Genomic DNA, 25,937 nt, shown 5'->3' with positions numbered 1-25,937 from the left:
CAGCAAGGAGTGTTGAATTTTTTGTACTATCTCTCCCCACATCTTCTCTCTTCCCTCTTACCTCCTGTCTCCAGTATAGCTGTCTCCTGACTCAAGGCTAAAAAAGCTTGATATTTATGAAGATACGGTTAGGGGTTCTATACACAGAGTCGAAACTACTATGACTTGGGTCAAACGATTAATTAAGTTTTGTCCAGTAGAATCAATCTCAATGGAACTGGTTCGCTTTAATACTCAATTGATTCAAAATCCAGAAATTAAGGGATATGAGTATCAACAGGGTGAATTAGCAGGATATGAATTGAGAGAATATTTGTTAGAAAAATGGGGTCGTCAATGTGCTTCCACAAGTGGCAAAACAAATACACCACTAGAAATAGAACATATTCACCCCATATCAAAAGGAGGTTCAGACCGAGTATCTAACTTAACTGTTGCCTGTAGTAAATGCAACCAACTTAAGAGTAACCAAGATGTCAAAGAATTCTTGTCTGGAAAACCAGAATTATTAAAGCGAATACTAACCCAAGCTAGATCGCCTTTAAAAGATGCACTACTCGGTTAATTCTTGTCGGTGGAAATTGTTCAATACTTTAAAGACTACAGGTTTGGTAGTAACTACAGGTAGTGGAGGACAAACAAAATTTAACCGCAGAAAACAGAAACTGCCTTCATCACACTGTATAGATGCAGCTTGTGTAGGAGAAGTGAATCAGTTAAATTTCCAGACCACCCAAGCTTTAGTTGCTATCTGCAAAGGCCAAGGAGGTAGACAGAAAGCAGCGGTAAATAAATATGGATACCCCATCAGGTATAACCCACTCAAACCAATCAAAGGTTGGAATAGTGGAGATTTAGCGTTGAACATTGAAACAGGGGAAGTAGGTAGAGTTAATCCTCGGTCAAAGTCAAATAGTTTTAATTTCACAGTGCCAGGATAAAAAGCAAAAAGTGTTCATGTAAGTAAATTAAAAGTTGTACATAAAAAAGACGGTTATACCTATACATTTTGTCCACAGTTATCGATAAAAGTCGAGGAAAATGTCGTCTAAAACTCAACAGGTGCTACTCATGTCAAACGTTATTACCTCAACCATTCAGTATTATTTAACAAACTTTTGGTGTTGCCTTACCCATAGCTTCCGTCCCAAAGCCCCGACTAAACCAGACTATAGCGATATTTATACCTCCCCCAAGTACCAGGTCAAAAAAGCGGGAGAATGCAATCAGGGCTCTTACATTGAAACTTATGTGCCAGAAACGCCGTTTTTAGGAGAAAATGGTCAACCAAAAGCAGTAATATATTTACATGGTTTTGACTTAGGAGCCTCGGAAATTTATGGCTCTCACCTGGAACATTTAGTTAAACAAGGCTACTATGTCTTTTATCCCAACTTTCAAACCGGGTTTTGTTCTTTCCCAAATTCGGCCTGGAAAACCGTACTCGAACTGGCAGACGAAGTGGTTGGCGATGGTTTGATTGACTCCCAAGAGAAATGGCTTAAAAATGCACTAAAAAGCGTTAGCTCCGCCTACCAAGCAGCTAATTTGGCTAACGTTCCCGTGGATACTTATCTATTTGGTCATTCTTTAGGTGGGTTGTTTGCCTTGAGTTGGGCTTATTATATAGAACAAGAAAATCTTCCTGAGAACCTGTTACCCCAGCAGGTGCTTGTGGCAGATCCGCTTCCCAATACCAATGTCGCCAATATACCCGGGCCATTGGGGGATTTGATTAAGAAAATTACCGATGATGTGGATGTTAAAGTAACTGGGGCTGCCTTAACGATGCCTGTAGCTATCTTGCATGGCAATGATGACTGGATTGTACCTAAAGATGAATGGAAGCAACCATTTACTTATATTAAAACAGAACAAAAGAAAATGTTCTTGTCTTTCACCGACAATCGCGGTTGTCCAGGTATGTATGCCAACCACGAACAAGCCACGGTGAATACCAGCTTTTTTGATACGTTTTTGGCTCTAACAGTTCTCGACGGCGTGGGAGTGGAAAATGATTTGAATTGGCGTTACATCTGGTATGGCCTCGATCGTGTCATTCGCTATGGGGAGCGAGCTGACTTGCTTAACTTCGATATGGGCAATTGGTCTAACGGTCAACCCGTGCATGGTATTGAGGTTTTTCTGGATTCAAGCAATCCTTAAGGGAAAAAAAGTTTTCCTCTTGAAAAAATCAGAATTTTGCTCCGGAAACGTCTTATTTTTGGAGCTTGGAAAAACAGGACAAAAATTTACGAAGTTTTCCTCATGAGACAAGCAAGCTGAAGCTTTGATATATGAAGCTTTTCACCCTGTTGCTCTCCCAAAAGATGAGTGCTTATTGACAGGCTTATTGAGAATGAAATTAAGGAGTCAGATATGTCAAATGGATACAAATGGGATATTCCCCACCTAAAAACGCACCTTCAATATGCTGTCGATCTGGAGTTATGGACTATTCCTTTTTATATGTCGGCGATGTACTCGGTCAAAGATCCCAGTAGCGTTGCTTACAGACTAATCCAATCAGTTGTTTACCAGGAAATGTTGCATGTGGAGTTAGCAGGCAATGTTGCCAATTCCTATGGCATTTCCCCTGCATTTTCAGCGCCTGTTTACCAGGGAAAATACATTCCCCACCTCAATTTTAAGCTTGATATCCCCAATCCCACAAAAAAGTACCACCCTTACAGTGCCGAAATAGGTCCCCTAGACGAGAAGCGCATCAATGCCATGTGCTTGATCGAATACCCAGAGTGGGATACCGGACACCAACCAGACCTCAAGGAAGACGTCAGCCAATACGGTTCCATTGGCGAGTTTTACGATGCTGTCGAAGTGGGGGCAACTCAGCTAGCAGACAACATTAAGGGAAATATTAACCAGGTTAATGCTTTCCAATATTACTACAACAACTTTACCCAACCCACGATTACCAAAAATGGCGTGCAAGGTCTCTCCCAGGTGATGAACCTAATCAAAGCCATTGTCGATCAAGGGGAGGGCAAAACTGCTGGCGATGTAGACGTCCAAAACGAATATCAAAACACTGCTGACGGCTTCTACGAAGAGTGGTCTCACTACAAGAAGTTTACCTTCATTCGGGATTTAGAGCAACGTCCGATAACCTATAGCGGCGTGCCTAATCCAGAACCCGGTACTCCAGGATATGAAGCACAGCAAATCCTCATCAAAAACTTCACTGCCTTCCGGGAGGCCATGGAAAAATTATTCCGGGGCGAAGACCCAGGTAGGTTCGATTCTTGTATGGCTACCCTTGGCGGCAACATCCTTACTTGTTGGCAAAAGGGTGCTATTCCCAAGTTTTCGTAATCGTTACAGCAGTTGGCATGACTTTTGAATGCAAGGTATTATACCAAATTGATAAATGTTTGCTACAAATAGTTAGGGTATTTATTCTAATGCGCGAATTTAGGATTTAAAATGCAGAATGGATAGATTTAATACCATTTTTTATATTTTAAATTACCTTTTTCGTGAAACAGACTTTATCTGAAAGTATTTTTATGGTGCTTATTATTCGTAACATTCTTTTTTCAAAATGGTATTATATCATGTCCGGATAATCAGTGATCAAAAAACTTTATCCCTTCTAATCTTTTCTTCCCTAGTTGGCGGCAGCAGTTGCTGATATGGGTTTTTACGAGTTCAGAAGACAGTTAGAGTACAAATGTGAGTTATACGGTTCTGAGCTAATCATTGTTGATAGATGGTTTCCTAGTTCCAAAACTTGCAGTAGGTGTGGAACTGTTAAAGAATCTCTGTTGTTATCAGAGCGCGCAATCAAATTGCGAACACTGCAATTTTAGTTGCGATAGAGACTTAAATGCAGCATTAAATCTAGCTATGGCGGTCAGTTCGACCGTGACAGCTTGCGGACTGGATAACGCCGACGTTACCAGATAGAAGCAAGAATAGAACAGATTATTTAGAGAAAATCATAGATTTATATAGATAATCGTAGGTTTTTAAGAACGGACATACCTATGTATTCGATCGATGTGAAAAACGGTGCAATAAATTAAGGAGCGCAAAAAATGTCTGAATCAGATTTTGTCTATCGAGTCCACCCTGCTATTGGCATGGCTAGGGTAGGAAACAGCGAGGAATACTACATCGCACCAGAAAGTATGGCAGGAAGGCCCGATCCCAATAACCCAGAGATTATGGGAGGGCTGCCGATAGAGCCAGGTACGGAATCGAAAACCATTACGAGTAGCGACCTGCGAGACAAGAATGGTGCATTGAAACGGCAGGCAGCCCGTTTCCGCATCTACCAATACCCCGAACAGGAGCAAGAATGCTATCCTAACGGAGAGGGAATCGAAATAAACATCGGCAGCAATATCAACGGCAAAACTGTGACGGATATTATCTGGACGGTGCATCTGGCTAACAAGAAAGCTAACAACTATGTACTGGAAAACCCAAATTTGGGTGCTTACCAGTCAATTATTGACGGCTACAAAGATGGGAGTCTGCCACCACCGAGAAATTTGCTAGAAGGTCCGAAACTGAATAGTCGCGATCGCTTGCAAAAACTCGTAATCGATCCCGGTCCCCGGACGATTAAGGGGACAGATGAGACAGGAGTAAAGTTTGATAAGTGTACCCAGGCATCCTGTTGGGAATCCGGTACTAACACAACACCTCTGCCAAACTATCCTAAATCTTTCCCAGAAGACAACTTCGAGAAGCTCTATTCTCCAGTGGGCAACATCGATACCTTGGGGGAACTGGAAACAGACAGCCAGGGACATCTGCTGGTATTGGGGGCCTACGGACGGGCATCGGCGTGGTATCAAGATGACGATACTCCCTATCCCCTAAATGATGATGTCGATAATGACGGGTGGTTTGACGACACCGCCGACGGACCAGTTTGTGCCGTTCTGGTTTTTGATGACGGAACGACCCAAGAAGTGCATGGTGCCTGGATTGTTTCCACCGATCCGGCCTATGCTCCCCAAATCTTGAACGTAGTTTCTCTTTGGGAAGACATTTATGACAGTTGGGTGCGCGAACTTCGTCTTTGTCCAGCTATATTTCAGCCAGATCGGGGATATAACTACAATTATATTCCCTACTTTGACCGGGATTTGTCTCCCTTCTTCCAAGCTGCAGGACTTCAACGATGGGTTGCCAATCTACCCCGTGGAGCTATTCAAGCTCATAAAACTGTAGAAGAAATTCAGTCAACTGATCGACCTGCCGAGACGATTCTGACTGGATTGGCCTATATCCGCAACCCAAACAATCCTACAGAAGCGTCTGTAGGAGCTCCCCTGATGCCTTTCCATCTAGGAGATCAAGGTCAGCCTTTCCTTTCGCCAACGTTCACGCAGTATTTCTTTCTCACCCAGTGGAATGATGAAAAATTTAATCCGGGATTGGGACCAAAACTCGGTGCTGGAGAATACTTAGACAAGGCCACACTTGTGAACTGTCTTGGCGGACGGTTCAGTCCGGGTATTGATATGACCTTCATTGTCCGGCAACCTGACATTTATATCCAAGATTGGGAAACATCGGGTTCTGGTCCGTTCCGCATTAAGCACAAACCGCTGGATTATAACACAGCCCAACTTAACGAACCGTTCCTCACAGAAGGATATGTTCCTCTCCATAAGGGTTCGTGCGACGGTCTCGAACCAGGGGATACTTCAAAATTCTTGGCGATTCCTTGGCATACTGACTACAATTCCTGTGCCACCCACGAAACGGCTCCCAATCCCTCCACTCCTCGCAAGAGCAGCACTCTTTACTGGTCCTGGCCTGCCCAGCGTCCGGTAGCTGTTTATGTGGCACAAGATGTCACAAACGGAGAACTGGGTTCCCAGTTTTATGCGGTTCGAGGAACGGGTACTGAGTCTAGCAATCCCCAGAATCAGGGTCGGTATCAAAACAGACTTGATATATTAGCAAACTGGCATCGCATCGGTGTGGTGATGCAGGGAAACGCGATCGATACGGGAACTTACAGTCGAGAGCAATATTTGGAGGTGGAAAGTCAACTATCGGGAGAACTCGATGAGTCGGGGGTACAACCCTGGCCGATCAATGCCAAATCTGATTAATATGAAACGCTCGCTGAGAATTTAGGGTGGGAGTAATATCATGTCCGGATAATCAGTGATAAAAACCTTTTTCCCTTCTAACCTTTTCTTCCCTTCTGCCTTCCCCTCCTGGGAGGGGTTAGGGGTGGGTTGCCTCCTGCCTTCGGACCTCCAAAGTGTAAGTATTCAACCGGACATGATATAAGTCAGTTTTGCTAGTCTTTCCTCGGCTGAAGTCCAACTAGGGCTTGCTGAAAAAGCAAGCATATTCAACCTAGAGATAGAGTTTTTGTCGATGAGTGTTTATACGATGAATGCCTGCATTGACATACTCCCGGCGGCATCAGCCTAGAGGAGCGAGAACCTCTCTAAAAACGCTAATTAAGTTCGACGTAAAATCAAACCTACAAAGGAGGAATTATTATGTTTGAAGAGATTACAAATCCCACTTGGGAGTACCCTATCAGCAGTTTCTTCAATGCTATCGATATCAACCACATGCTCACAGTTAGTCAAGGCAAACTGAACTTGGGGAAATACGAAGATGTCAAGAACAATGGAAAGCACATCTATGTGAAGGTTCTTGGCGAGGATTTTGATGGCGTTAAATTTCAGCCCGAAAGAATGCCAGAGCCTCCATCACCATACTGGACTCAAGACATGCTCGATCTCTACAAGAAGTGGATGGACAATGGCTATCCCGAAAAATCAAGCTAGGTAAGCTGTTGCCTTTCTAATTCCATCTCTATGGTGGTGAATTTCTACCATAGAGAGCATTTTTAGACATAGTTAGTTTGTTAATGCTAGATAATCTAGGAGGATAAATTTTGTGAAAGTATTTCGATTTGTACCCATATTAGCGATCGTGGCGTTGCTGTGGTTGCCTTTTAGCCAGCCAGCCTCTGCCGACGCTCAAGTCTGTCCCAGCGCAACTCTCAGCTCAAGTATTCCTCACGAAGTAAACGAAGAACATCCTGGTAGTCGCCAGACAGACTTCGACTGCTTTTCTTGGCAAAGCTTGGTAGGTTTGAGCTGGGCTGCCAAGGAGGGTGTTAACGGCGAACCGGATACGAACATTGATTTTGGTAAAGTGGGAAAGCGAGGCTTAGTGGTGTGGCAGACCTATAAAAATTCGGATGCTGTTTTCCCACAAAACGACAACCCCAATCCCTGCCCAGGTGGCAAAGCTAACTGTTGGAATACACCTCTGGCAGGAGGAGAAAATCTGTATGCGACCTCTAAATCTGGTGGTTTTCTGGACGGTCAAGTAGAGGCATTACCCAATGCGTGGCTCACCGACCAAAATGGTCAACTCACCCGTTACGAAATTCTGGTCAACCGAGATGAATTCGACTTCATCGTCAAGAATGACCTCTACGATGGAAGCGAGCAGAAGAAATACAAGCATAAGATTGATATGCCAGAAGGGAAAGATGACGGTCCGGTGGGTCCGATCGAGTTAAAGGCCGCGTGGAAGATTATCTCCCAAGCTGACAATAAAGACGACTATTTCTGGACTGTAGCTACCATCCAGGATACTAAGATTAATCCTGAGAACGGCTATCCAGATCCCAACGGCCAATACATGACCTGCAAGGGCTCAAGTGACGGAATCTGCGATCGCACTGTAGGTTTAGTTGGGTTTCATATCGCTCATAAGGTAAAAGATAATCCCCAATGGGTCTGGTCCACCTTTGAGCATAAGAATAACGCTCCCATTCAGGAGAAGGGTAAACAACCACAGGTGGTCACAGGTACTACCTATAGTTACTTCAATAAGGATTGTGGCAGTGGTAAAGAATGCACAAAGAATACCAATCCACGGGATATTCCAATCCCAGTTACCACGCCAAACCAAATAACGCGGTATCTCGATCCACATTACGGCGGAGACAAAATACTTCCTAAAAAGGTGAACGATCGCTGGCATGAACTCGTTAAGGATACGCCGTGGGAAAACTACGAGCTAATCAGCACTCAGTGGCCAACGGCTCCCGAATCGGGTGATCCTTGTTTTGGGGGCGATCCTAACTATTGCGTTAAAACTGGTTCTCCCACTCCAGAAATTCTAGCCAATATCACTATGGAAACTTATATCCAGGGAGATAATCTACCTAATGGCAACATAGAGTATGCTTCATCCTGCATTAAGTGCCATGCACTTGGTGCACTTCTAAACGGTAAGAAGGCAGACTTCAGCTACCTGTTTAGCAAAGCCAAACCAAATTGACCTTTTTGATAAGGAGCTTAGGTTTTTTTCTTAGTCTGGTCATTCCCTATTATATCATGTTCGGTTGAATACTTACACTTTGGACGAAGGAAGGCAGAAGGCAACCCACCCCTAACCCCTCCCAGGAGGGGGAGGCAGGAGGGAAGAAAGGGTTAAAGGGGATAAAGTTTTTTTATAACTGATTATCCGAACATGATATTATCCAGTTCTTTGGCATTAATTCTGCCTCTCAAAAACAAGGATAGAATTAGCCTTGAGTAGCAGGTGCTATAAATCTCATCTGCTACTCGAGTAAGAGTTATTATACATGGATGATATAGCTCGAATCTCGGTTTCCTATTTTCACATCTTTGAGATAGTTTATATGACAGAAAACAGTAATGACAGCACCATTGTCCGGGCGGCCATTCACCCTGGTATTGGCATTGCCCGCGTTGGTAACAGCGAAAACGAATATTATTTTGCCCCAGAAGTTACCAACCCACCAGCCCAAAAACCAGGATTTTACCGCGACAGCACCGGAGCCTTAAAGCGTGAAGCCGCACGTTTTCGCATCTATGGTTACAATGCTGCCGGAAAAGTAGTTCGGGAACTGACAACAGAAAATGCAGAAATAACTTGGTCTGCTCATCTTGTCAACCAAAAAGCAGCTTGGTATGAGTTTCAACTAGCTCTAGACATCCCTGAAGCTATAAAAGCACCCCCAAGTCTGCGGCGAAATGCTGAGGTTAAAGGGCCAGCTCGACAACTGTTAGTTATTGACCCAGGTCGCATCTCTATTTCTGGAGCAAATACACAAGGCTGCAATTATTTCTTTGATAAAGGAAAATTCTTCAATAAGCAAGTTTACCTCGGCGAGCTCAGAACTGATGAATGCGGTCGATTAGTAGTATTAGGAGGACGTGGCAAGTCGGAATCAAAGGATGGTACCCCAGCTAAAACCTTTGCTAATAATAATGGTTGGTATGATGATACCAGTGATGGACCGATAACTGCAACAGTTACAATAGACGGTCAGTCGATTCCTGTCGATCCTGCCTGGGTTGTCGTGGCTCCGCCTAACTATGGACCGATGCAAAAATCAGTGCGGACGATGTACGATTTGATGACAGATGTCTATATTCAGGCAGGCAGAATGCCATTACCAAAAACTATTTCTTTCACTCAAGATATCCTCCCCATTTTCCTGCGCATGAGTAATCTGGAGTGGGTGAATAAAGGCTTTGCAGCTCAATTTGGTTGGGAGAGTCCCTATTATTTTCAAGACTCAAAATGGATCGAAACTCTAGCAAGTCAATCCGACTTGCAAAAAGAGCTACGCCAGCAACTGGCTAATATGTTTCGCGAATATCAACGGGACGGCAAAGCACCCCAACCTTGGCCTTGGCTGTATGGGGATGCAATGAATGTACCTCCAGCGAATACACCACGTCAAAACGCCAAGTTGACCGATACGCAATTAAATATGCTACAGCGTTGGGCAGATGGTGATTTTAACGATTGCAATCCCACTGCCACTCCTCCCGCTTCCATCCAAGAGGTACCTCTAAACGAGCAGCCAGCAATGCTCGATCGCGCAGCTTTGGATTTTTGTCTGGCGGATGCTTTCCACCCCGGTTGTGAAATGACTTGGCCGATGCGTCATGCAACTATGTATATGTCTCCGTACCGGATTCGGCATCGTCCAGAGAGCGAAAAACCGATAGATTATGGCTCGCAACTGACTCCAGTAGTTTGTTTGTCGGAAGTCGGACCTCTGTACGCACAAAGTCCTGGGGACATCACGCGCTGGATGGCGGTTCCTTGGCAAACGGATACTGCTAGTTGCAAATTTGCATACTATGCGGGTTACGGGAAAAAATACGATCCTTATCTGCCTACGTTTTGGCCGGCACGAGTTCCCAATCAAGTGCTATCTCGAGCTGATTACGATATTGTTATGGATCGAGAACGCTCCCTAGAGGAACGGCATCAGGCATTTTACAAGCGCTCTAACTGGTTTAGAACTTTAGGTGACGGGAACTATGAATCACAGATCAATAATATGATTGCTTATTTCGATCGCATGGGGATTGTTGAGGTTTTTGACGGTCCCACAGATGCAGATGTTTCAGGTTTCCCAGCAAAAATGCAAGTTGAAGTACGGGATTTAGATGCACCTGAAGCAGATGAAACAATAGAGTTGGCTGGTGCAGATCCTCTTGCTACCGTCAATGAGTATGACGAACCCATCGAAAAAATAAATCGTTTTCCTCAGGGGTTGTGATTGACGCTAAGGATAGTTATAGCTAGAAATGGCAAGAGTTCCAAGTTTTTCAAAGATACATTAACCCAAAAAGCGAGGAGGTACTAATGAAATTCGGAAATCGTTCCCCACCGGGTATAAATCGTTTCCAACTAGGTAAGAATTTGTTCTCCAACTCCACTGGTGATTAATTAGGAGGACGGGTGTCATACCAAATTGATAAATGTTTGCTACAAATAGTTAGGGTATTTATTCTAATTTAAAATTTAGAATTTAGAATGCATAATGGATAAATTTAATACCATTTTTGATGTTTTAAATCATTTTTTTCGTGAAACAGACTTTGTCTGAAAGTCTTTTTGTGGTGCTTATTATTCGTAACATTCTTTTTTCAAATTGGTATCATAGCTACTTTGTTTAGCACAACCAAAAGGTGAATTAAATGAAAAAAATTCTTTTGTCTTTTTTAATCCTAGTTACCATTTTGATTGGTAACCCATTAACGGCAATGGCTGAAGAACAGCCATCAGCAGAGTCTATCAAGGAATCGATCATTGATTCTCTTGAGTCTCCTTCTCAAAAGCTACCGCTTAATTTCCTTCGTCTCTCACAGGAGACAGAAAATACTGTAGAAGATTTAGGACCCCTGAACGACTTACCAGGTACGTGGGTAGGAAAGGGATGGAATATGATTGCCGTTCCCATTAACAGCAATAGTCCTCGTAATACTGTTGGATGTCCGGGAAAATCTGCCAGCCCTCCGCGTGAGGACTTTTGCATAGAAATTATGCCCTACGTGGAGACATTGACTTTCACTCCTATAGGTGCGCCTGTTCCTAACCGGGGATTTCCGATCGATACATTTGTCGTAGGTTTGCATTACCAGCAAGTGGTCAGTGATGCTAAGACGTTTCAACCGCTTCATATAGAAAATGGGATGTGGTTGTTGTTGGATAAAGAACAAAACATTGTGTCTCGACTCTCATCAATTCCTCACGGAGACTCCCTATTAGCAATAGGAAAGACTTCCGATATAGATGGAAATTTCAAAATTCCATCCACTAAGGGCTTGCCTATACTCGACAAACCAGTTTTAGGATTAGGATACGCAGATCCTTATTTCACAGCTGAAGGTGTTCCACCGTTCGTTCCATCTAATCCCAACCAAATGCTTCAAGATGTGATCGACAAACAGAAGCTTGTGAATACGGTGATTTTGGATGTATCCACAGAAAATGAAGGCGGAATATCTAATATCCCATTCATTAAGAAAAATGCGGATGCCACATCCTTTAAATCAACCTTCTGGATCGAAGAGGTTGAGGATAAAGCAGGAAATAACTTCTTGCAATTGCAATATTCTCAAACAACAGATCTTGATTTTATCAAGGACTTTACCTCTAAAGATCCTGACAAATTGATTGTGTGGCCTCACGTTGATGTCGCTACCCTTGTCAAACAGTAGTAATATCATATCCGGTTAAATACCCATAATAAAAATTTTATCCCCCGTAGGTTGGGTTGAGGCACGTTAGGGCCAGCTTATCCGTAGGATAAACCCAAAATACTACCGCGCTTTGTTGGGTTTCGCTAGCGCTCTACCCAACCTACGCAGAGATCTTTTTTATTACGGTTAATCATCCGGACATGATATAGCAATGAGCGCTGGTATATTTACAAATTGCAGGAGAGGCCAAATAGCTAAAATCTTATATTATCAGTTTTCCCCTCCTGGGAGGGGTTAGGGGTGGGTTCCCTGTTGCCAAATGAGCTGTTGCCTGTTGCCTGCGCACAGCGCTATATAAGTGCATCTGAGGAAATATTTCTCTCAAGAAAGCAAGCCCTGATATCACTATGAAGAACGGCTGATTCAGCCAGCACCTCAGGGCATTTTTTTTCTGACAATTTATCGAATTAAGTCTTTTCACCTCTCAAAAGACTGAAATAGAGGATGAAACTTTCTATGGAATATGATGTTGCCATTATCGGTGGAGGACCTGCGGGTTCCGCCACGGCTCTGGCTCTCAAACAGCAAGGAATTTCCAAAATCCTGGTGGTAGAGTCGGGTCGCTATGAAACTATTCGCATCGGCGAGAGCATTCCGCCAGATACCCGTATCCTTCTGGATGAACTGGGAATATTGGAGGATTTTCTCCAGGAGAAGCACGAGACTTGTTTTGGTAGTTGCTCTTCCTGGGGAAATGACGAACTGGGCTACAATGACTTTTTGTTTAATCCTTATGGAAATGGCTGGCACTTGGATCGGAGGCGCTTTAATGCTTTTCTAGCCCAGAAAGCCATGGAAAAAGGGGTAGAACTGCATTGCGGGACGAAAGTTCAGAGTTGCGATCGCATCCCTTCCGAAGGCTTCCAATTGCAGCTTGTGGGAGAGGACAAACAAACGGAAACAGTCACAACGAGTTTTTTAGTAGATGCAACGGGAGCGCGAGGCAGTTTTGCCAAAAGTTTTGGAGCAAGAAAGCTTTTTCTAGACCAACTGATTTGCGCGATCGCTTTTTTCGACCTTCCTCCTTCCTCTCATTTTTCTAAACTAACCCTGTTAGAGGCAGTAGAATATGGGTGGTGGTATGTAGCCAAGCTTCCTAACAATAGGTTAGCAACGGTAGTAGCTAGCGAACCGTCAATTATCAGAGAGACTGGACTGCACCGGATAGAGAACTGGCTGGCCTACCTGAAAGAAACCAAGCACGTCTCAAAAGAATTAGTCGATTGTTCTGCGATCGACAGCTTTTCTGTCTCTTCGACACCGCAGGCAAAAGTACCAAAGATAATGGCTTGCACTGCGCCTTCATTCCGATTAGACCGAACTACCGGAAATGGCTGGCTGGCTGTAGGAGATGCGGCTTCGGCTTTCGATCCGATTTCCTCCCAGGGTATTTATAAGGCGCTCTGGGACAGTCTGAAGGCAGGGAAGGCTATTGCTTCCTATTTGCATGGGGATAGTAGGGGTTTGGAGGAGTATGAATCTCTGATTAGCTCTCGGTTTGATAATTATTTGACTCAGCGCAATTACTTCTATCAAATGGAACAACGATGGCCTACTTCTCCTTTTTGGCAGCGACGTCAGGAAAGAACGAGTTTGACAAACAGCGAACTTCCTCTGGCTATTGCGAGGATTTCTTGACCTAAATCATAAGATAAAATCCGGCGGGTGAGTTTACAAGCAAGATGCTTGCACTACTGACACGACGGACTCACTGTAGGAACACAAATATTGCGCTTTTAACTACTGAACATCAGAACTTATGACTGCCCAGAATGCGGTATATCAATTGACCGAGACTTGAATGCCTCAATTAATTTAAGAAAGCGAGTGCGTAATTCTGAGGTTTCCTCAGAATGTAAGACGCACTCAAGACATGCGGTCAGCTTGACCGTCAATACCTGTGGATGAGTAACCGCCGACGGCCTCACAAGAAGCAGGAAGTAAATATTGACATACTCCCGACGTTGCGCTTACGCGACATGACGATGACGAACGCGGGATTCTTCAGTCAGAAAAAAAAGCTGACTGCTGTTTATACAGAGGTGATGTCCTCCCCCTGTGTTTAGAACAATTAAAATCTATTTATTTGTAATTGTCAATAGCTATCAATGTATATACTACAATATAAAATGTATGCTACAAAGAGAAAATCCCCGATGAACAACACAGATAACGCCCGGCTTTCCCATACGGCGCTCCCCTCCGGGAGAGCGCGGGACTTCCCGCCGGGGGAGTTAAAATGTCACTATATGACGTTTTATGTCAATTTCATGAAGCAGAATAAGTTGTAGTATAATATGATGTATAAATACAAAAGCAAAAATAACGCGGAAATGATATGCTATCCCACAAGCAAATAATACACATTTTGCGATGTGGGTATTTATGTCATCCCTCGTAAAAACTTTGCCATAGAAGTCACAATGGAGATTAAATGAAAAAAGCGCTGAAAATCCTAGCCTGTTTGCTCATTGTAACGACAGCAGTATTGATCACGAACGTCTCGAAGGCAAACGCACAAGTATGCGATAAGTCCGCTAACCCTTGGTGTTTTGAAACCCTCAACCCCGGCGAAAGTACCTATATCCCTTTGCCAGGATATCAATTGCAAACGGTCGAGATCAAATTTGCTGGGGGACCGATTCCACAGATATTTCCGCCACCCACAGTTAACTACGAACTGGAAAATGGATTTACACAAGTGTCAGGAGAATTAGAGCCTACCATAACGTCAAGATACAAGTTTAACCCAGAAACGTCAATACCAGGCGAAGTCCGTAATGTTGAAGGCAGAACCTTTGCCTTGCCACTAACCGTAAGGTGGAAGAATATTAGACCTCTCGAATAATGCGGAAGTCCATACTCTAGACTAATATTCACCAACGGCGATCGCATTCCTCAATGTAAATCGCCTTTGCTTTTATTCGTAAAAACCAAACATTCATCAGTAGTGATCGGAATGATTCTCTGCAACAGAGACGCTGCGCAATTTTATTGAGAATCCGCGATCGCGAATAAATCCCAAGCAGAGAACGCCATGACTTCAGAAAAATCCGATCGAGCCTACGATTTAATTATTATTGGTTCTGGTAACGGTGCCTGCGCTTTCTTGAGCCATTACTTAGCTTGGGCAGAGGACAAAGCCCGAGTGCTGGTCTTAGAAAGAGGAGATAACTTCTTTAACACCAGCGACATTACTCACCAAATTAACTGGACTAAATCTTACGCTGAGGGTAATATCTTTAAACTGCATAATGCCCTCACTCCCGACGGGAAACCAATTGTTTCCGGTTGGGCTTGTACGATGGGTGGGGGCTAACTACTGAAGCCGAATAATTGGACAAAGTTGGAAAAATCTTGATAAATCTTGAAAACCTGCTGATTATCTGCTATGGTATATTATAGTATTCTAAATTATCAAATACTTTTTTTCATGGTGTGCGTGTTCAAATGCAATCAATTAAGACCAAATGAAAAGTTAACAATCAGCAAAAAACAATACTTGCCAAACACGCAGGTGTAGCCCGTCATGCTTATAACTGGGGGTTAGCAACTTGTATAAAAGAGTACGAAGAAACTAAAAAACGCCCCAGCGCAATTACCCTGCATAAGCGTTTAGTAGCTGAAGTAAAACTTGAAAAACTATGTGTATCAGTAGCTTGAGTCCCAAGCGAATTGAAGCCTGTGGAGAAGATAAGTTACAGACTGTGGTCAGTGGTCTTCTGCGTTTGCGCAGCATTGCGTCAGCAAAACAGGAAGCTAGCTCCAAAGCTCATGCAACCATGTATGGGTAAGTTTGGGTAAGTTTAGTAGAACGGAAGCTCTATTAATTACACCATGATTCACGAGTCGTCGAGCTGGCTGACGGAGCATCTCGGCCATCATGAATCCTACTGGAACGACCTCAAAGCCGAGCTAAACGCCAAATTTCAGCGCCCTAACCCCACCATTAACGAAACCCCAATTACCCAGCACATTCTCGAAGCTGGCGAAGCAGTGGGCTTTCAAGCCCCCAACCCCGACCACCGCATTGAGAATATTCCCAGCTATCAGGACTACCAAAACTATAGCGATCGCCAAGCCAAACAGCTCTACCAGTTTCCCACCCAGTTTAACTCCTTCGGCCAGCGCACCCATAGCGGGGTCTCGATCATCAATTGGGACGATTCCCGTCTAGAACTGAAGACCCGTTGCTCGGTGGAATCTCTGGAATTTGAAGCCGTCGCTTCTCCCCAAGCTGACGGTTCTAAAGCCAAATGCGTCGCAGTGCGGGCGAGATATCTCGATAGCGACGAGACCGATAGCTTTACCCTCACTAGCGAAGGTAAAGTTATCCTCTGTGCCGGAGCAGCTAGTCCCCGCCTTTTAATGCCCCATCGCGAAATCTTACAGAATGAAGCGATCAGCCAGCAAGTCAGCGACCATATTGTTCTACCCCTGGGCATTTATCAAAATGTTGACAGAAGACCCGCGCTCTCCTGCAGGGGAGCGTCGGGATGAATGTCAATCAATGTTGCGGTTTTACAAATAATTTGCTAAAATGTAAATGTTGAAAATTAAGCAGTAGATGGTTGAAAAAGCGTACAAATTTAGGTTTTACCCAACTCCGGAGCAGGAAGGTCTGCTGAGGAGAACTTTGGGTTGTGTACGTTTAGTCTACAACAAAGCTTTAGCTGCTAGAACTCAAGCTTGGTATGAGCAAAAGCAACGAGTGAGCTACAAGCAAACTTCAGCTATGCTTACCTCCTGGAAAAAACAAGAAGATTTAGATTTTCTTGACAGAGTGAGCAGTGTCCCATTACAGCAAAGTTTAAGACATCTACAGAGTGCTTTTCCTGCGGAATGCTGCGCAAACACCAACTTTTTTAGTGGCCGAACTAAATATCCCAACTTCAAGAAAAAGCGCGCTGGGTGGTAGTGCAGAATTTACAAAGGCAGCATTTAAGTGGAAAGATGGTCAAGTATATTTAGCGATCGGGTGCAGAACCATTACCTATCAAGTGGAGTAGGCAACTACCCCAAAACTGTGCGCCTAGTACAATTACTGTTAGACTTGAACCAAGTGGTAGATGGTCTGTATCTCTGAGAGTTAATGATCTCAGGGATTTGAGGCTGAAGCCGACTAACTCTCCAAGTGGGGATTGACTTAGGAATAACCAGTTTACTAACAACAAGTGATGGAGAAAAAGTTGCCAACCCAAAGAATCTTCAGAAGTTACATAAAAAACTAAGGTTAGCCCAGAAGTCTCTGGATAGAAAACCCGACAAAAAGTCTAATAATTATCAGAAAGCCAGACTGAAAGTAGCTAAGATACACGCTAAGATTAAAGATTCAAGACTTGACTATACCCACAAGCTGACAACTCAACTAATCAAAGAAAACCAAACGATAGTAGTGGAGGATTTAGCCGTAAGAAACATGGTCAAGAACCACAAGTTAGCTAGGGCTATTAGTGATGCTAACTGGGGAGAAATAGTCAGGCAATTAGAATACAAAGCTGAGTGGTATGGACGGGAACTCATAAAAATTGATAGGTATTTCCCTAGTTCTAAGTGTTGCTCTAACTGTGGTCATATAGTAGAAAAATTACCTCTGAATATTAGAGAATGGGATTGTCCTGAATGTGGTTGTCACCATGACAGGGACATAAACGCAAGTATAAACATTTTGGCTGCTGGACTAGCAGTATCAGTCTGTGGAGCGACTGTAAGACCTTCTGAGATTTACTCTCAGAAGGCAGGTGCTATGAAGCAGAAAGCCCTTAACAGCGATGTTAGGGAATCCCGCGCTGTCTCGTCAGAGCAGCGTCGGGAGGATGTCAACTACCTAACAAAGACCTGAACGTTTCCCCCAAGGATGTTTACGGGCCAGTCTTTGCTACCACGGTTTGGCAGCCAGGAGAGAGAGATCCCGGAACGGCGACAGTTTGTTGCTTTGACTTCTTTACGGGGAATTTTGAGAAGCTCTGGTATATTATCTCTCATCTTTATCTAGCTTTTTTGTTACCTAATTGTATCAAGCGCGTCCTGCTGCGTACTCCTTGGCTATTTACGATCGCCAAAAATACGGTGCGGATTTTGATTTCTATTATCAACTTTGTCATCAATCTGTGTGTGGGGACAATAGACCTACTAAATGGCAGACCTTGGACTCCCGAAACCATCGAGTTTATTACGGCGATCGTTAAATACAACCCGGCTCAAACCGGACAATATGAGGAGGAGGATTCTCGCATCACTTTGGGCTTCTTTGAAGACGAGAACATTGGAATCCGTCGCTTCAACCAAGACAAAACCGTAGCTAAAACCGTCATTGCCCAGCAGTTGTCCTTGATGGAACAATTGGGCAGCAAGCCACCGGAAATTATACAGTGCGTCTTCCGGTGCTTAACCAAAATTCCTTTTACCGAGGAACAGGTTGATCGCTATGTGGAAACCTACAGCAAGAGGTTTTTGCTTTCGGAACAGCACATGGCAGGAGGTTGCTTGTTCGGTGGGGCTCTGGATTTGGGGGAAGGCGATGGTGCCAAAACCGCCAAGGTAAATGGCTCTAGCAACGTACACGTGGCAGATCTATCTGCCGTCCCTCTGCCCCGCATTAGTCCTCAGATGACGGCTTATTTGGTGGGGTTTCATGTGGCCAAGCAGCTTTACCCCAATCCATCGGGCTAATCCCATTTCGATCAAAAAAGGATTAGAGAGATTCGATCAAAATTAAATTTAGCTATGGCGGTCAGTGAGAGCTACGCTCCGCGTTCCGCGTCAGCGTTGCGTTACGCCAGTTTTGCGTTGCGCCAGCTTTGCGTTGCGCCAGCTTTGCGAAGCAAAAGCAAAAGCAAAAGCAAACGACCGTGACAGCCTGTAGACTGGATAACGCCGACGTTACCAGCAATAGGGAACAGAAATAAGACAAAAATCAGATAATCATAGATTTTATTAGATTTTTGTAGATTTCTGGGAACGGCTGCGTACCTGCCTTATCTTTCTTGACATACTCCCGACGTTCCGCTAACGCGACATGACGAACGCGGGATTCTTCAGTCAGAAAAAAAAGCTGACTGCTGTTTATACAGAGGTGATGTCCTCCCCCTGTGTTTAGAACAATTAAAATCTATTTATTTGTAATTGTCAATAGCTATCAATACATATGCTACAATATAATATGTATACTACAAAGAGAGAATCCCCGATGAACAACACAGATAGCGCCCGGCTTTCCCATACGGCGCTCCCCTCCGGGAGAGCGCGGGACTTCCCGCCGGGGGAGTTAAATAACCTGTCAACCAATATAAATGCAGCGATGATCGCTCCAAGGAGGATAGAAAAACATGACTAATGGAAATGAAAACATTGATATCGCTATCGTAGGCGGTGGAGTATCGGGAGTATATTGTGCTTGGCGGCTCAAGCAAAAGTTCCCCGATAAAAAGATAGTTGTCTTCGAGGGCAGCAACCATATTGGCGGGCGACTGCTTTCAGTCAAACCGCCCGGTATTAATAATATGGTTGCAGAGCTGGGTGGAATGCGCATTCTCGAAAATACGCAATACCGGATTGTGGCTCTCATTAAGAAACTAAACAGGCAACTAGCTGCCAACAAGAAGATAGAACTCTACGACTTTCCAGTTGACGAGCCGCAAAATATTGCCTATTTGCGGGGCTTCTACCTGCGACTCTCCTATTTTACCGACCAACCGGATAAGGTGCCCTATAACCTTTCCTTTGTGGAACGGGGCATAAAACTTGGCGGTATTATCGTCAATGCAATCGAGCAAATTGTTCCCGGTATTACCAGCGTCGATCTCAGTGAAGAACAGCGCCGAGACATGGCACGGGAGGCGAAATTTGCTGGAAGGCCACTTTACGAGCAGGGTTTCTGGAACGTGCTGGCGCGCATCATCACTGGGGAGGCTTACGAACTCAGTGTCGATGCCGGTGGCTACAATTCTACTCTGACGAACTGGAACGCAGCAGATGCCATTCCTTGGTATCTCTCCGATTTTGGTATTAGCCCAGAATACAAGGGCTTTAAAAAGGGATTTCAGCAAGTGCCGGAGTCTGTAGCGATGCTTTTTAAGGATATTGGAGGTGAAATTCGCCTCTGGAGCAAGGTGGATGGTTTTGAACGGATTGGCGACCAGTTCCTGTTGTCAGTTAAAGGGGAAACGATCGCTGCCGAGTCATTGATTCTCGCCATGCCCCGTCGCTCCTTAGATCTTTTAGCCCCCAACAGCCCAATGCTTCGGGGAGACAAAATTCAGTCCCTTATTTCCAGCGTTACGCCGCGTCCTCTTTTCAAGTTATTCACAACTTATACTTCCCCTTGGTGGCGTGCTGCTGGCTATACAGATGCTGAAGGGAATTTCGTACCCGTTGAGTCCGGACGAACCGTGACCGATCTGCCAGTGCGACAGACCTACTACTGGCCGAAAGACGATGGCACACCCGCAACAGAAGGCCCATCTATGCTGATGGCTAGCTACGATGATGGCACAAATGTGGGTTTTTGGGATGGTCTGCGCCCGCAGCGACGTCAGGCATGGAAAAAGGGTTTGGAAGTCGCAGAAATTATCAATCCATTTCAGGGGGAATGCAACGAGGAAGAACGGCAATGTAATCCGTGGTTTCAATACCAAGCGCCGAAACCGATGGTTGCAGAAGTTGCACGCCAACTCGCGAAAATCCACGATCTCAGCTACACGCCAGAAGTTCAGAACGCGGCATTTCGCGACTGGGGCGACGATCCGTTTGGCGGGGGTTGGAATAGTTGGAACATTGGTGTCCAAAGTTCGGAAGTTATCCCTAAGATCGTCAAACCTTTGGACGATTGCCCTCTCTACATCTGCGGCGAAGCCTATTCAAATTCCCAGGGTTGGGTAGAAGGCGCGTTAGAAACTGCTGATTTGGTGCTGGAGAAGTTTGATATCTGCCCGCTATAGAGCGCAAGTTTAGCTCATTGTGTCTGATGTCTTGGGTACAGGGCGATCGCTTTAGTTCTAATAGCATGGTCTTGTTCCTTTTCTTCACATATAGTGCTGTGCGCAGGCAACAGCTCATCTGGCAACAGGCAACCCACCCCTCGCCCCTCCCCCTCCCAGGAGGGGAATAAATTGCTGATAATATAAGACTTTTAGCTATTTTGCCCCTCCTGCAATTTGTAAATATACCAGCGCTCATTGCTATAAAATAGCCGAGACCGTTGCCTGTTCCCCCTATCTCCGCCTCTGGTGCGTCTAGTGCGTCCCCGTGTCCTACCCCCACCAACCAATTTTTTCAGCAGACCCTAAATAGCGGGCCTGGGCAAAAAAGGTGGTGTTTTCAGGCAAAAAAAATGGCAAAAAGGTGGATTGATAAATCCTTTGATTTATGCATTCGAGGAAAATTCAAGCAAAAAAGGTGGAATTGGGTTGATTGACAAATTGTACGACTTATGCAGGTAGGCAAAAAAAAGGTGGTGTTTTGAAGCCAAAAAAGGTGTTGGGGGGTTGACGCTTGGGATTTGGCGTACTATATACTATAGTGGATGGCAAAAATGACGAAACCGAGTAGCACTGATCGCTATTTGTCTGATTTGAGGCCTCGAACGCGACTTAAACGGAGCGCGTGGAATCTTGATCAAAAGCGTGGTAGAGAAATTTTCTACCACATTGGGAGATACCCCCTCAGTAAGTTAATCTTGCTGTGCATTGTTAACAATTGTTAGCAAAATAGTATCGGAAGATATTTAGTCTGTAAGCCCTTCATGTTTTTGATGAATCGGGACTTACGCAAAAACGCTACTTGTATGGTGCCACACTGCGCACCGGAAACTATATGTAGCTTTAGAACCGACTTGAAAGCGTAAGTCCAGTGAATGTAAAAGTCTTGCTGAGTTAAACGTTCTAGGAGGAAAGCAATATCGTGCTTCAAAAAATTATAAAAATTATTAAGTGGCTGGGGCTTGTAGCGGTAGTAGTTACCGCATGGCTGCAACTGCCTAGCGCCTTTTGGCAGTATGTCTTTTTTCTACGCATACCTCTGCTCATGGGCGTATTGCTGATTGCGCTCCCTGTCCTCGCAACAGGTGCCCTGAAATCTATGCTCAAGAATCTTTTTGTTCTGCGTAATGCTCGTCAAATTGCGTTGACAATTTTGGGTGCAACTGTGGCGGGAACAGCCGTAACCTTTGTCGTTGCAATAATCCTTGGTGGTGCGCCAGCTCGTTTTGGCGTTCCGGAACTGTCAGGATTTTCTTCTTCTAAAGTTTTGTATAAATATGTGTTAGTGTTCGCCCTGGCATTACCGACCACCTGGACAGTATTGAAATTATCCCAGGAAGAAATGGATAATAAGAAAAGAAGGTTTGGATTGTCTTTTGGGATATTATTTGGCGTTACCTTTTTGCTTCTTTTCAAACAGATTCGAGGCTTTCTCTCGGTCGATAAAGTTCCCGGTCTTAATAAGGGGTTGGTGAAAGCAATTTCCTTTTTGGGCCAAAACTCTTCCAAAGGAGCAGGCTATATCGATAATGGTATTTTAAAAGACAATCATTTTGACGCTTTTGTTTTCTTCATCATTCTTTTTGCTATCTATATAATCGCATTTAAGCTGTTTATGCCAAGTTCGTTGCCCCCCGATAAGAAGAGAGAAGAACCGCCAGCACTTTTATATGTAATGTTGTTAATTTCCGTATCGGTGCTTTTGTTGGGCAGTCTTACCTTCTTCTTCGATTACTCGCGTATTTCTGTATTGTTCTTCTGGGTAGCCCTCGCGGCAACGATCTATCGGCTTTTGAATGTGGATCACTATTTTATATTAAAGGACGCTCCAGAACCGCCAGAAGAGCAAAAAAATTTGACGGCCTTATTACAAAAGCGTCTGGACAAACAAGATCTAGAAGAGCCTCTTGCAAAACAAACTGTAGTTGTTGTCTGTGCTAGTGGAGGTGGAATTCAAGCCTCTGGATGGACGGCTCAAGTATTGACTGGCTTGCAAGAAGAGTTAGGAGAATCGTTTACTAAGGCAATTGGATTAATTAGTTCCGTTTCTGGTGGCTCAGTAGGTGCAATGTATTATCTGGATCGCTTTACAGATAAAGGTTTTCCACCGGCTTCAGAATCAGAAGAAATATTTGAGGGCGCTACCGCAAACAGTTTAGATGCAGTAGGTTGGGGATTAGCCTATCCTGACTTGTGGCGCGTGATTTTCCTCCCGTTCCTACCAGACATTCTCACTCCCACAATCAGAGATCGAGGTATTGCGATAGAGAAGGACTGGCAAGGACATATGAAAACCCCAGAGTCTCCAAAAACCTTAGCCGACTGGCGAGCGGAAGTTGAAGAAGGTAATATTCCGCTCCCTGTATTGAATGCTACTCTGGTTGAAGATGGCTTGCGGTTGCTAGTTACACCAGCGAAATTTCCCAACAACTCTCAGAAAAAATTCTTCGACTTTAATAGTCTTTATCCAGGAAAAGATATTGATGTTGTCACAGGTGCAAGACTTTCTGCCACGTTCCCTTACATATCTCCCATTTGTCGGGCCTATGATCGCAATGGTAAAGATCCCAATATAGCAAATTATCACGTCGCTGATGGTGGCTATTTCGACAATTCTGGTTTTGTGACAGCATTAGAATGGCTTGAGGAGCTTCTTCGTAAAAAACCTACCCAAAAAGGCAAAGAGCCTACCCAAAAAGGTGAAGAAACTACCCAAAAAGGTGAAGAAACTACCCCAGAAATAAAAAGAATTCTGATCTTACAAATAAATCCTTTTCCTGAAACCAAAACTAATGAGCAACCTAAAAAGAAAAAGAAGCAAGGTTTGTTTATGGCAATAATTGGTCCGTTGGAAGGCTTATTCAAGGTTCGCGAACCAATTCTTAATTCCCGCAACTTAACTGAGGTAGAACTGTTGCAGGAATGGCAGAACGTAAAGGAAGCCGCTCAAAACGTAGAAATTAAATATTACCCCATCTTCTTCCCTTGTCTTACTGAATCATCATTTTATAGCAAAGAAGGTGAATACGAACCACCACTCTCATGGAAACTAACAAAGAAGGAAAAGGACGCGATCCGAGAAGGCTGGAGAATGATGGCGGAAAATGAGAAAAGCACAATTGGAAAACTTAAGAAACTTTGGCTAGAGAAATGGAAGATGAAATAAACGCCAAGCATTTTGTCTAAGAACGCGCTCTTACGGCTCAGTAACCCGATGAGATAAGCAGAAATCTCGGTTTCCTATTTTCAATAAAAACGACCGCTCTGTCACTTTCTATAGCGCTGTGCGCAGGCAACAGGCAACAGCTCATCTGGCAACAGGCAACCCACCCCTCGCCCCTCCCCCTCCCAGGAGGGGAATAAATTGCTGATAATATAAGATTTTTAGCTATTTGGCCCCTCCTGCAATTTGTAAATATACCAGCGCTCATTGCTATACAATAGCAGTCAGAGCGATCGCTTTTTTTTATGGGAGCGATATTATCAGACTGCATAACGTACAACACCACAACTTTCCCATCACAACGTCTCGTCAACTCCACAACTTTTAATAACACATCCACAGCAAGGGGTGAAGTATCAACAGCAGCTAACAAAACAATAGAACTAGCGATATAGCTGCCGCACTTGCTCCGCCAACGCTACTTTGGTCGGGACTTTTCCCTTGCGTAATAGTTTTGGTGCAAAGGTAGGTATTGCTCAAGCTCCCAAAGGTGCTGTGACTAATATGGATAAAGCAGCGATATAGCTGCCGCACTTGCTCCGCCTTTTCCTGACGGAATGCTCCGCAAATATGTCGCGCAGCGTTTTATGTCGGCTCTTAGCCGTTAGCGGAGCTTTGCGCCAGCAAAAACGCCCTTGATCGAGACAGCCTGTTTTATGGTCAAGTTTGATTGTGGGGGGGACAGCAGGAAAGGCCATTGTCTCCCTCGCAGAAGCAAGAAGTCGGGCAATTTATTTTTTTTTTGGAAAAAAGAGTCAGAAAATCATGGTGAGTAACGTCTAGCATTTGGAAAGCAAAAAAATAGTGAAAGTATAAAATCTAATATTTATGCCTACCTATTTAACCCAGGGGACATTCCATTCTGGAAAAAGGAATCTCAAAGATATGAAGATTGTAACCAAGCTATTGTCATTGTGTTTGGCACTGGTATTATTTATGACTACTTTAATACCATCTGCAGCAATGGCAAGTCCATCACTAGATAAAGAACAACAGGTATTCTTACTCTCCATACTCTCAAATGCTGCTTCAAGGATAGAGGGGACTCAGGAAGAGTTACAAGAGCAGTTGAAAACAGACATCACGAATTACTTGAACACACCAAGTATACAAGAAGATATTGGGAACTGGGAACTTGTTTGGGGGCCAGCTATTTATGAAGTCAAGAATTCGGAATACGCCACCAACGCAATGTACGTTGCTCAGAATGGTAATCAGTATGTTGTTGCGATCGCGGGAACTAATCCTAGTTCTTTCTACGACTGGTTGTTTGAAGATGCTAATGTCATTAAGCGGGTGAATTGGCCTTATGGTGACATCCCAGCAAGTCTCAAACCCAAGATTTCTAAGGGAACCTCGATAGGTTTGAATTATCTACTGCAAGATATGAAATCATCGGGTAAGTCGGTGTTAGAGTTTTTAGGAGAAACCGTAGAAAATTCTGATGATGAAATCGAAATTATTTTCACAGGGCACAGTTTAGGGGGAGCTTTAAGCCCTACATTAGCTTTGGCAGCCTTCGATCAAAAAAGCGAATGGGCTGGGGAAAAGCCCTTCAAAATTTCTGTTTATCCCTCAGCCGGACCTACACCAGGAAATCGAGATTTCTCGACTTACTATGACTCCCGGTTGGGAAATTCTACAACGCGAATTTGGAATGACATTGATATTGTTCCA

General features: G+C 44.2%; 20 protein-coding genes and 3 pseudogenes. All 23 read left to right on the top strand.

Annotation, left to right across the window (positions count from 1 at the left end; translation table 11 throughout):
* Positions 1-160: 160 nt before the first annotated feature.
* Complete coding sequence (gene iscB / locus F6K54_RS16340) at positions 161-565, top strand: RNA-guided endonuclease IscB (RefSeq protein ID WP_293079253.1); 405 nt, start codon at positions 161-163, stop codon at positions 563-565.
* Positions 549-941, top strand: a complete 393-nt coding sequence (locus tag F6K54_RS16335) for a hypothetical protein (RefSeq protein WP_293079251.1) — start codon at positions 549-551, stop codon at positions 939-941. Before iscB ends, F6K54_RS16335 begins: the two co-directional genes overlap by 17 nt.
* A gap of 130 nt (positions 942-1,071) precedes the next feature.
* Positions 1,072-2,166, top strand: coding sequence for an alpha/beta hydrolase (locus tag F6K54_RS16330; protein ID WP_293079249.1), 1,095 nt, complete (start codon positions 1,072-1,074; stop codon positions 2,164-2,166).
* 213 nt (positions 2,167-2,379) lie between these two features.
* Complete coding sequence (locus F6K54_RS16325) at positions 2,380-3,333, top strand: ferritin-like protein (RefSeq protein WP_293079247.1); 954 nt, start codon at positions 2,380-2,382, stop codon at positions 3,331-3,333.
* 320 nt (positions 3,334-3,653) lie between these two features.
* The gene (locus tag F6K54_RS16320; protein ID WP_293079245.1) at positions 3,654-3,830 is read left to right on the top strand and encodes a zinc ribbon domain-containing protein; all 177 of its coding nucleotides are present in this window, start codon (positions 3,654-3,656) and stop codon (positions 3,828-3,830) included.
* Positions 3,831-4,058: 228 nt separating this feature from the next.
* Entirely contained in the window at positions 4,059-6,098 is a 2,040-nt protein-coding gene (locus F6K54_RS16315; protein ID WP_293079243.1) for a LodA/GoxA family CTQ-dependent oxidase, read from the top strand.
* 402 nt (positions 6,099-6,500) lie between these two features.
* Entirely contained in the window at positions 6,501-6,794 is a 294-nt protein-coding gene (locus F6K54_RS16310) for a hypothetical protein (protein ID WP_293079241.1), read from the top strand.
* Between the two features lie 112 nt (positions 6,795-6,906).
* On the top strand, positions 6,907-8,307 hold the full coding sequence (locus F6K54_RS16305) for a hypothetical protein (RefSeq protein WP_293079239.1): 1,401 nt from the start codon (positions 6,907-6,909) through the stop codon (positions 8,305-8,307).
* Between the two features lie 364 nt (positions 8,308-8,671).
* The gene (locus F6K54_RS16300) at positions 8,672-10,573 is read left to right on the top strand and encodes a LodA/GoxA family CTQ-dependent oxidase (RefSeq protein WP_293079237.1); all 1,902 of its coding nucleotides are present in this window, start codon (positions 8,672-8,674) and stop codon (positions 10,571-10,573) included.
* Positions 10,574-10,994: 421 nt separating this feature from the next.
* The gene (locus tag F6K54_RS16295; protein ID WP_293079235.1) at positions 10,995-12,017 is read left to right on the top strand and encodes a heme-binding protein; all 1,023 of its coding nucleotides are present in this window, start codon (positions 10,995-10,997) and stop codon (positions 12,015-12,017) included.
* Between the two features lie 486 nt (positions 12,018-12,503).
* Positions 12,504-13,697, top strand: a complete 1,194-nt coding sequence (locus tag F6K54_RS16290) for a tryptophan 7-halogenase (RefSeq protein ID WP_293079233.1) — start codon at positions 12,504-12,506, stop codon at positions 13,695-13,697.
* Between the two features lie 105 nt (positions 13,698-13,802).
* Complete coding sequence (locus tag F6K54_RS16285; protein WP_366558149.1) at positions 13,803-13,967, top strand: zinc ribbon domain-containing protein; 165 nt, start codon at positions 13,803-13,805, stop codon at positions 13,965-13,967.
* Positions 13,968-14,664: 697 nt separating this feature from the next.
* Entirely contained in the window at positions 14,665-14,907 is a 243-nt protein-coding gene (locus tag F6K54_RS16280; RefSeq protein ID WP_293079232.1) for a hypothetical protein, read from the top strand.
* 189 nt (positions 14,908-15,096) lie between these two features.
* Positions 15,097-15,378 (top strand): hypothetical protein, encoded by a 282-nt coding sequence (locus F6K54_RS16275; protein ID WP_293079230.1) that lies wholly within the window; start codon positions 15,097-15,099, stop codon positions 15,376-15,378.
* Between the two features lie 173 nt (positions 15,379-15,551).
* Positions 15,552-15,722 (top strand): annotated as a pseudogene (locus F6K54_RS16270) (helix-turn-helix domain-containing protein); the annotation flags it as partial.
* Positions 15,704-15,853 carry a hypothetical protein gene (locus F6K54_RS16265; RefSeq protein WP_293079228.1) on the top strand — a complete coding sequence of 50 codons (150 nt, stop codon included), beginning with the start codon at positions 15,704-15,706 and terminating at the stop codon, positions 15,851-15,853. The pseudogene F6K54_RS16270 and the gene F6K54_RS16265, both read left to right, overlap by 19 nt.
* A gap of 43 nt (positions 15,854-15,896) precedes the next feature.
* The gene (locus F6K54_RS16260; RefSeq protein ID WP_293079226.1) at positions 15,897-16,559 is read left to right on the top strand and encodes a hypothetical protein; all 663 of its coding nucleotides are present in this window, start codon (positions 15,897-15,899) and stop codon (positions 16,557-16,559) included.
* A gap of 67 nt (positions 16,560-16,626) precedes the next feature.
* Positions 16,627-17,901: pseudogene (locus tag F6K54_RS16255) on the top strand (RNA-guided endonuclease InsQ/TnpB family protein).
* A 158-nt stretch (positions 17,902-18,059) separates the two neighbouring features.
* Positions 18,060-18,731 (top strand): hypothetical protein, encoded by a 672-nt coding sequence (locus F6K54_RS16250; RefSeq protein WP_293079224.1) that lies wholly within the window; start codon positions 18,060-18,062, stop codon positions 18,729-18,731.
* Positions 18,732-19,387: 656 nt separating this feature from the next.
* Positions 19,388-20,998, top strand: coding sequence for an FAD-dependent oxidoreductase (locus F6K54_RS16245; protein WP_293079222.1), 1,611 nt, complete (start codon positions 19,388-19,390; stop codon positions 20,996-20,998).
* A 961-nt stretch (positions 20,999-21,959) separates the two neighbouring features.
* The gene (locus F6K54_RS16240; protein WP_293079220.1) at positions 21,960-24,203 is read left to right on the top strand and encodes a hypothetical protein; all 2,244 of its coding nucleotides are present in this window, start codon (positions 21,960-21,962) and stop codon (positions 24,201-24,203) included.
* A 302-nt stretch (positions 24,204-24,505) separates the two neighbouring features.
* Positions 24,506-24,655, top strand: coding sequence for a hypothetical protein (locus F6K54_RS16235; RefSeq protein WP_293079218.1), 150 nt, complete (start codon positions 24,506-24,508; stop codon positions 24,653-24,655).
* Between the two features lie 490 nt (positions 24,656-25,145).
* Positions 25,146-25,937 (top strand): annotated as a pseudogene (locus tag F6K54_RS16230) (hypothetical protein); the annotation flags it as partial.

The organism is Okeania sp. SIO3B5 (assembly GCF_010692555.1).
In the GTDB taxonomy this organism is placed as follows: Bacteria; Cyanobacteriota; Cyanobacteriia; order Cyanobacteriales; family Microcoleaceae; genus Okeania.
Note: the sequence above shows the minus strand (reverse complement) of the source record. Positions and strands in the feature narration are given on the sequence as shown.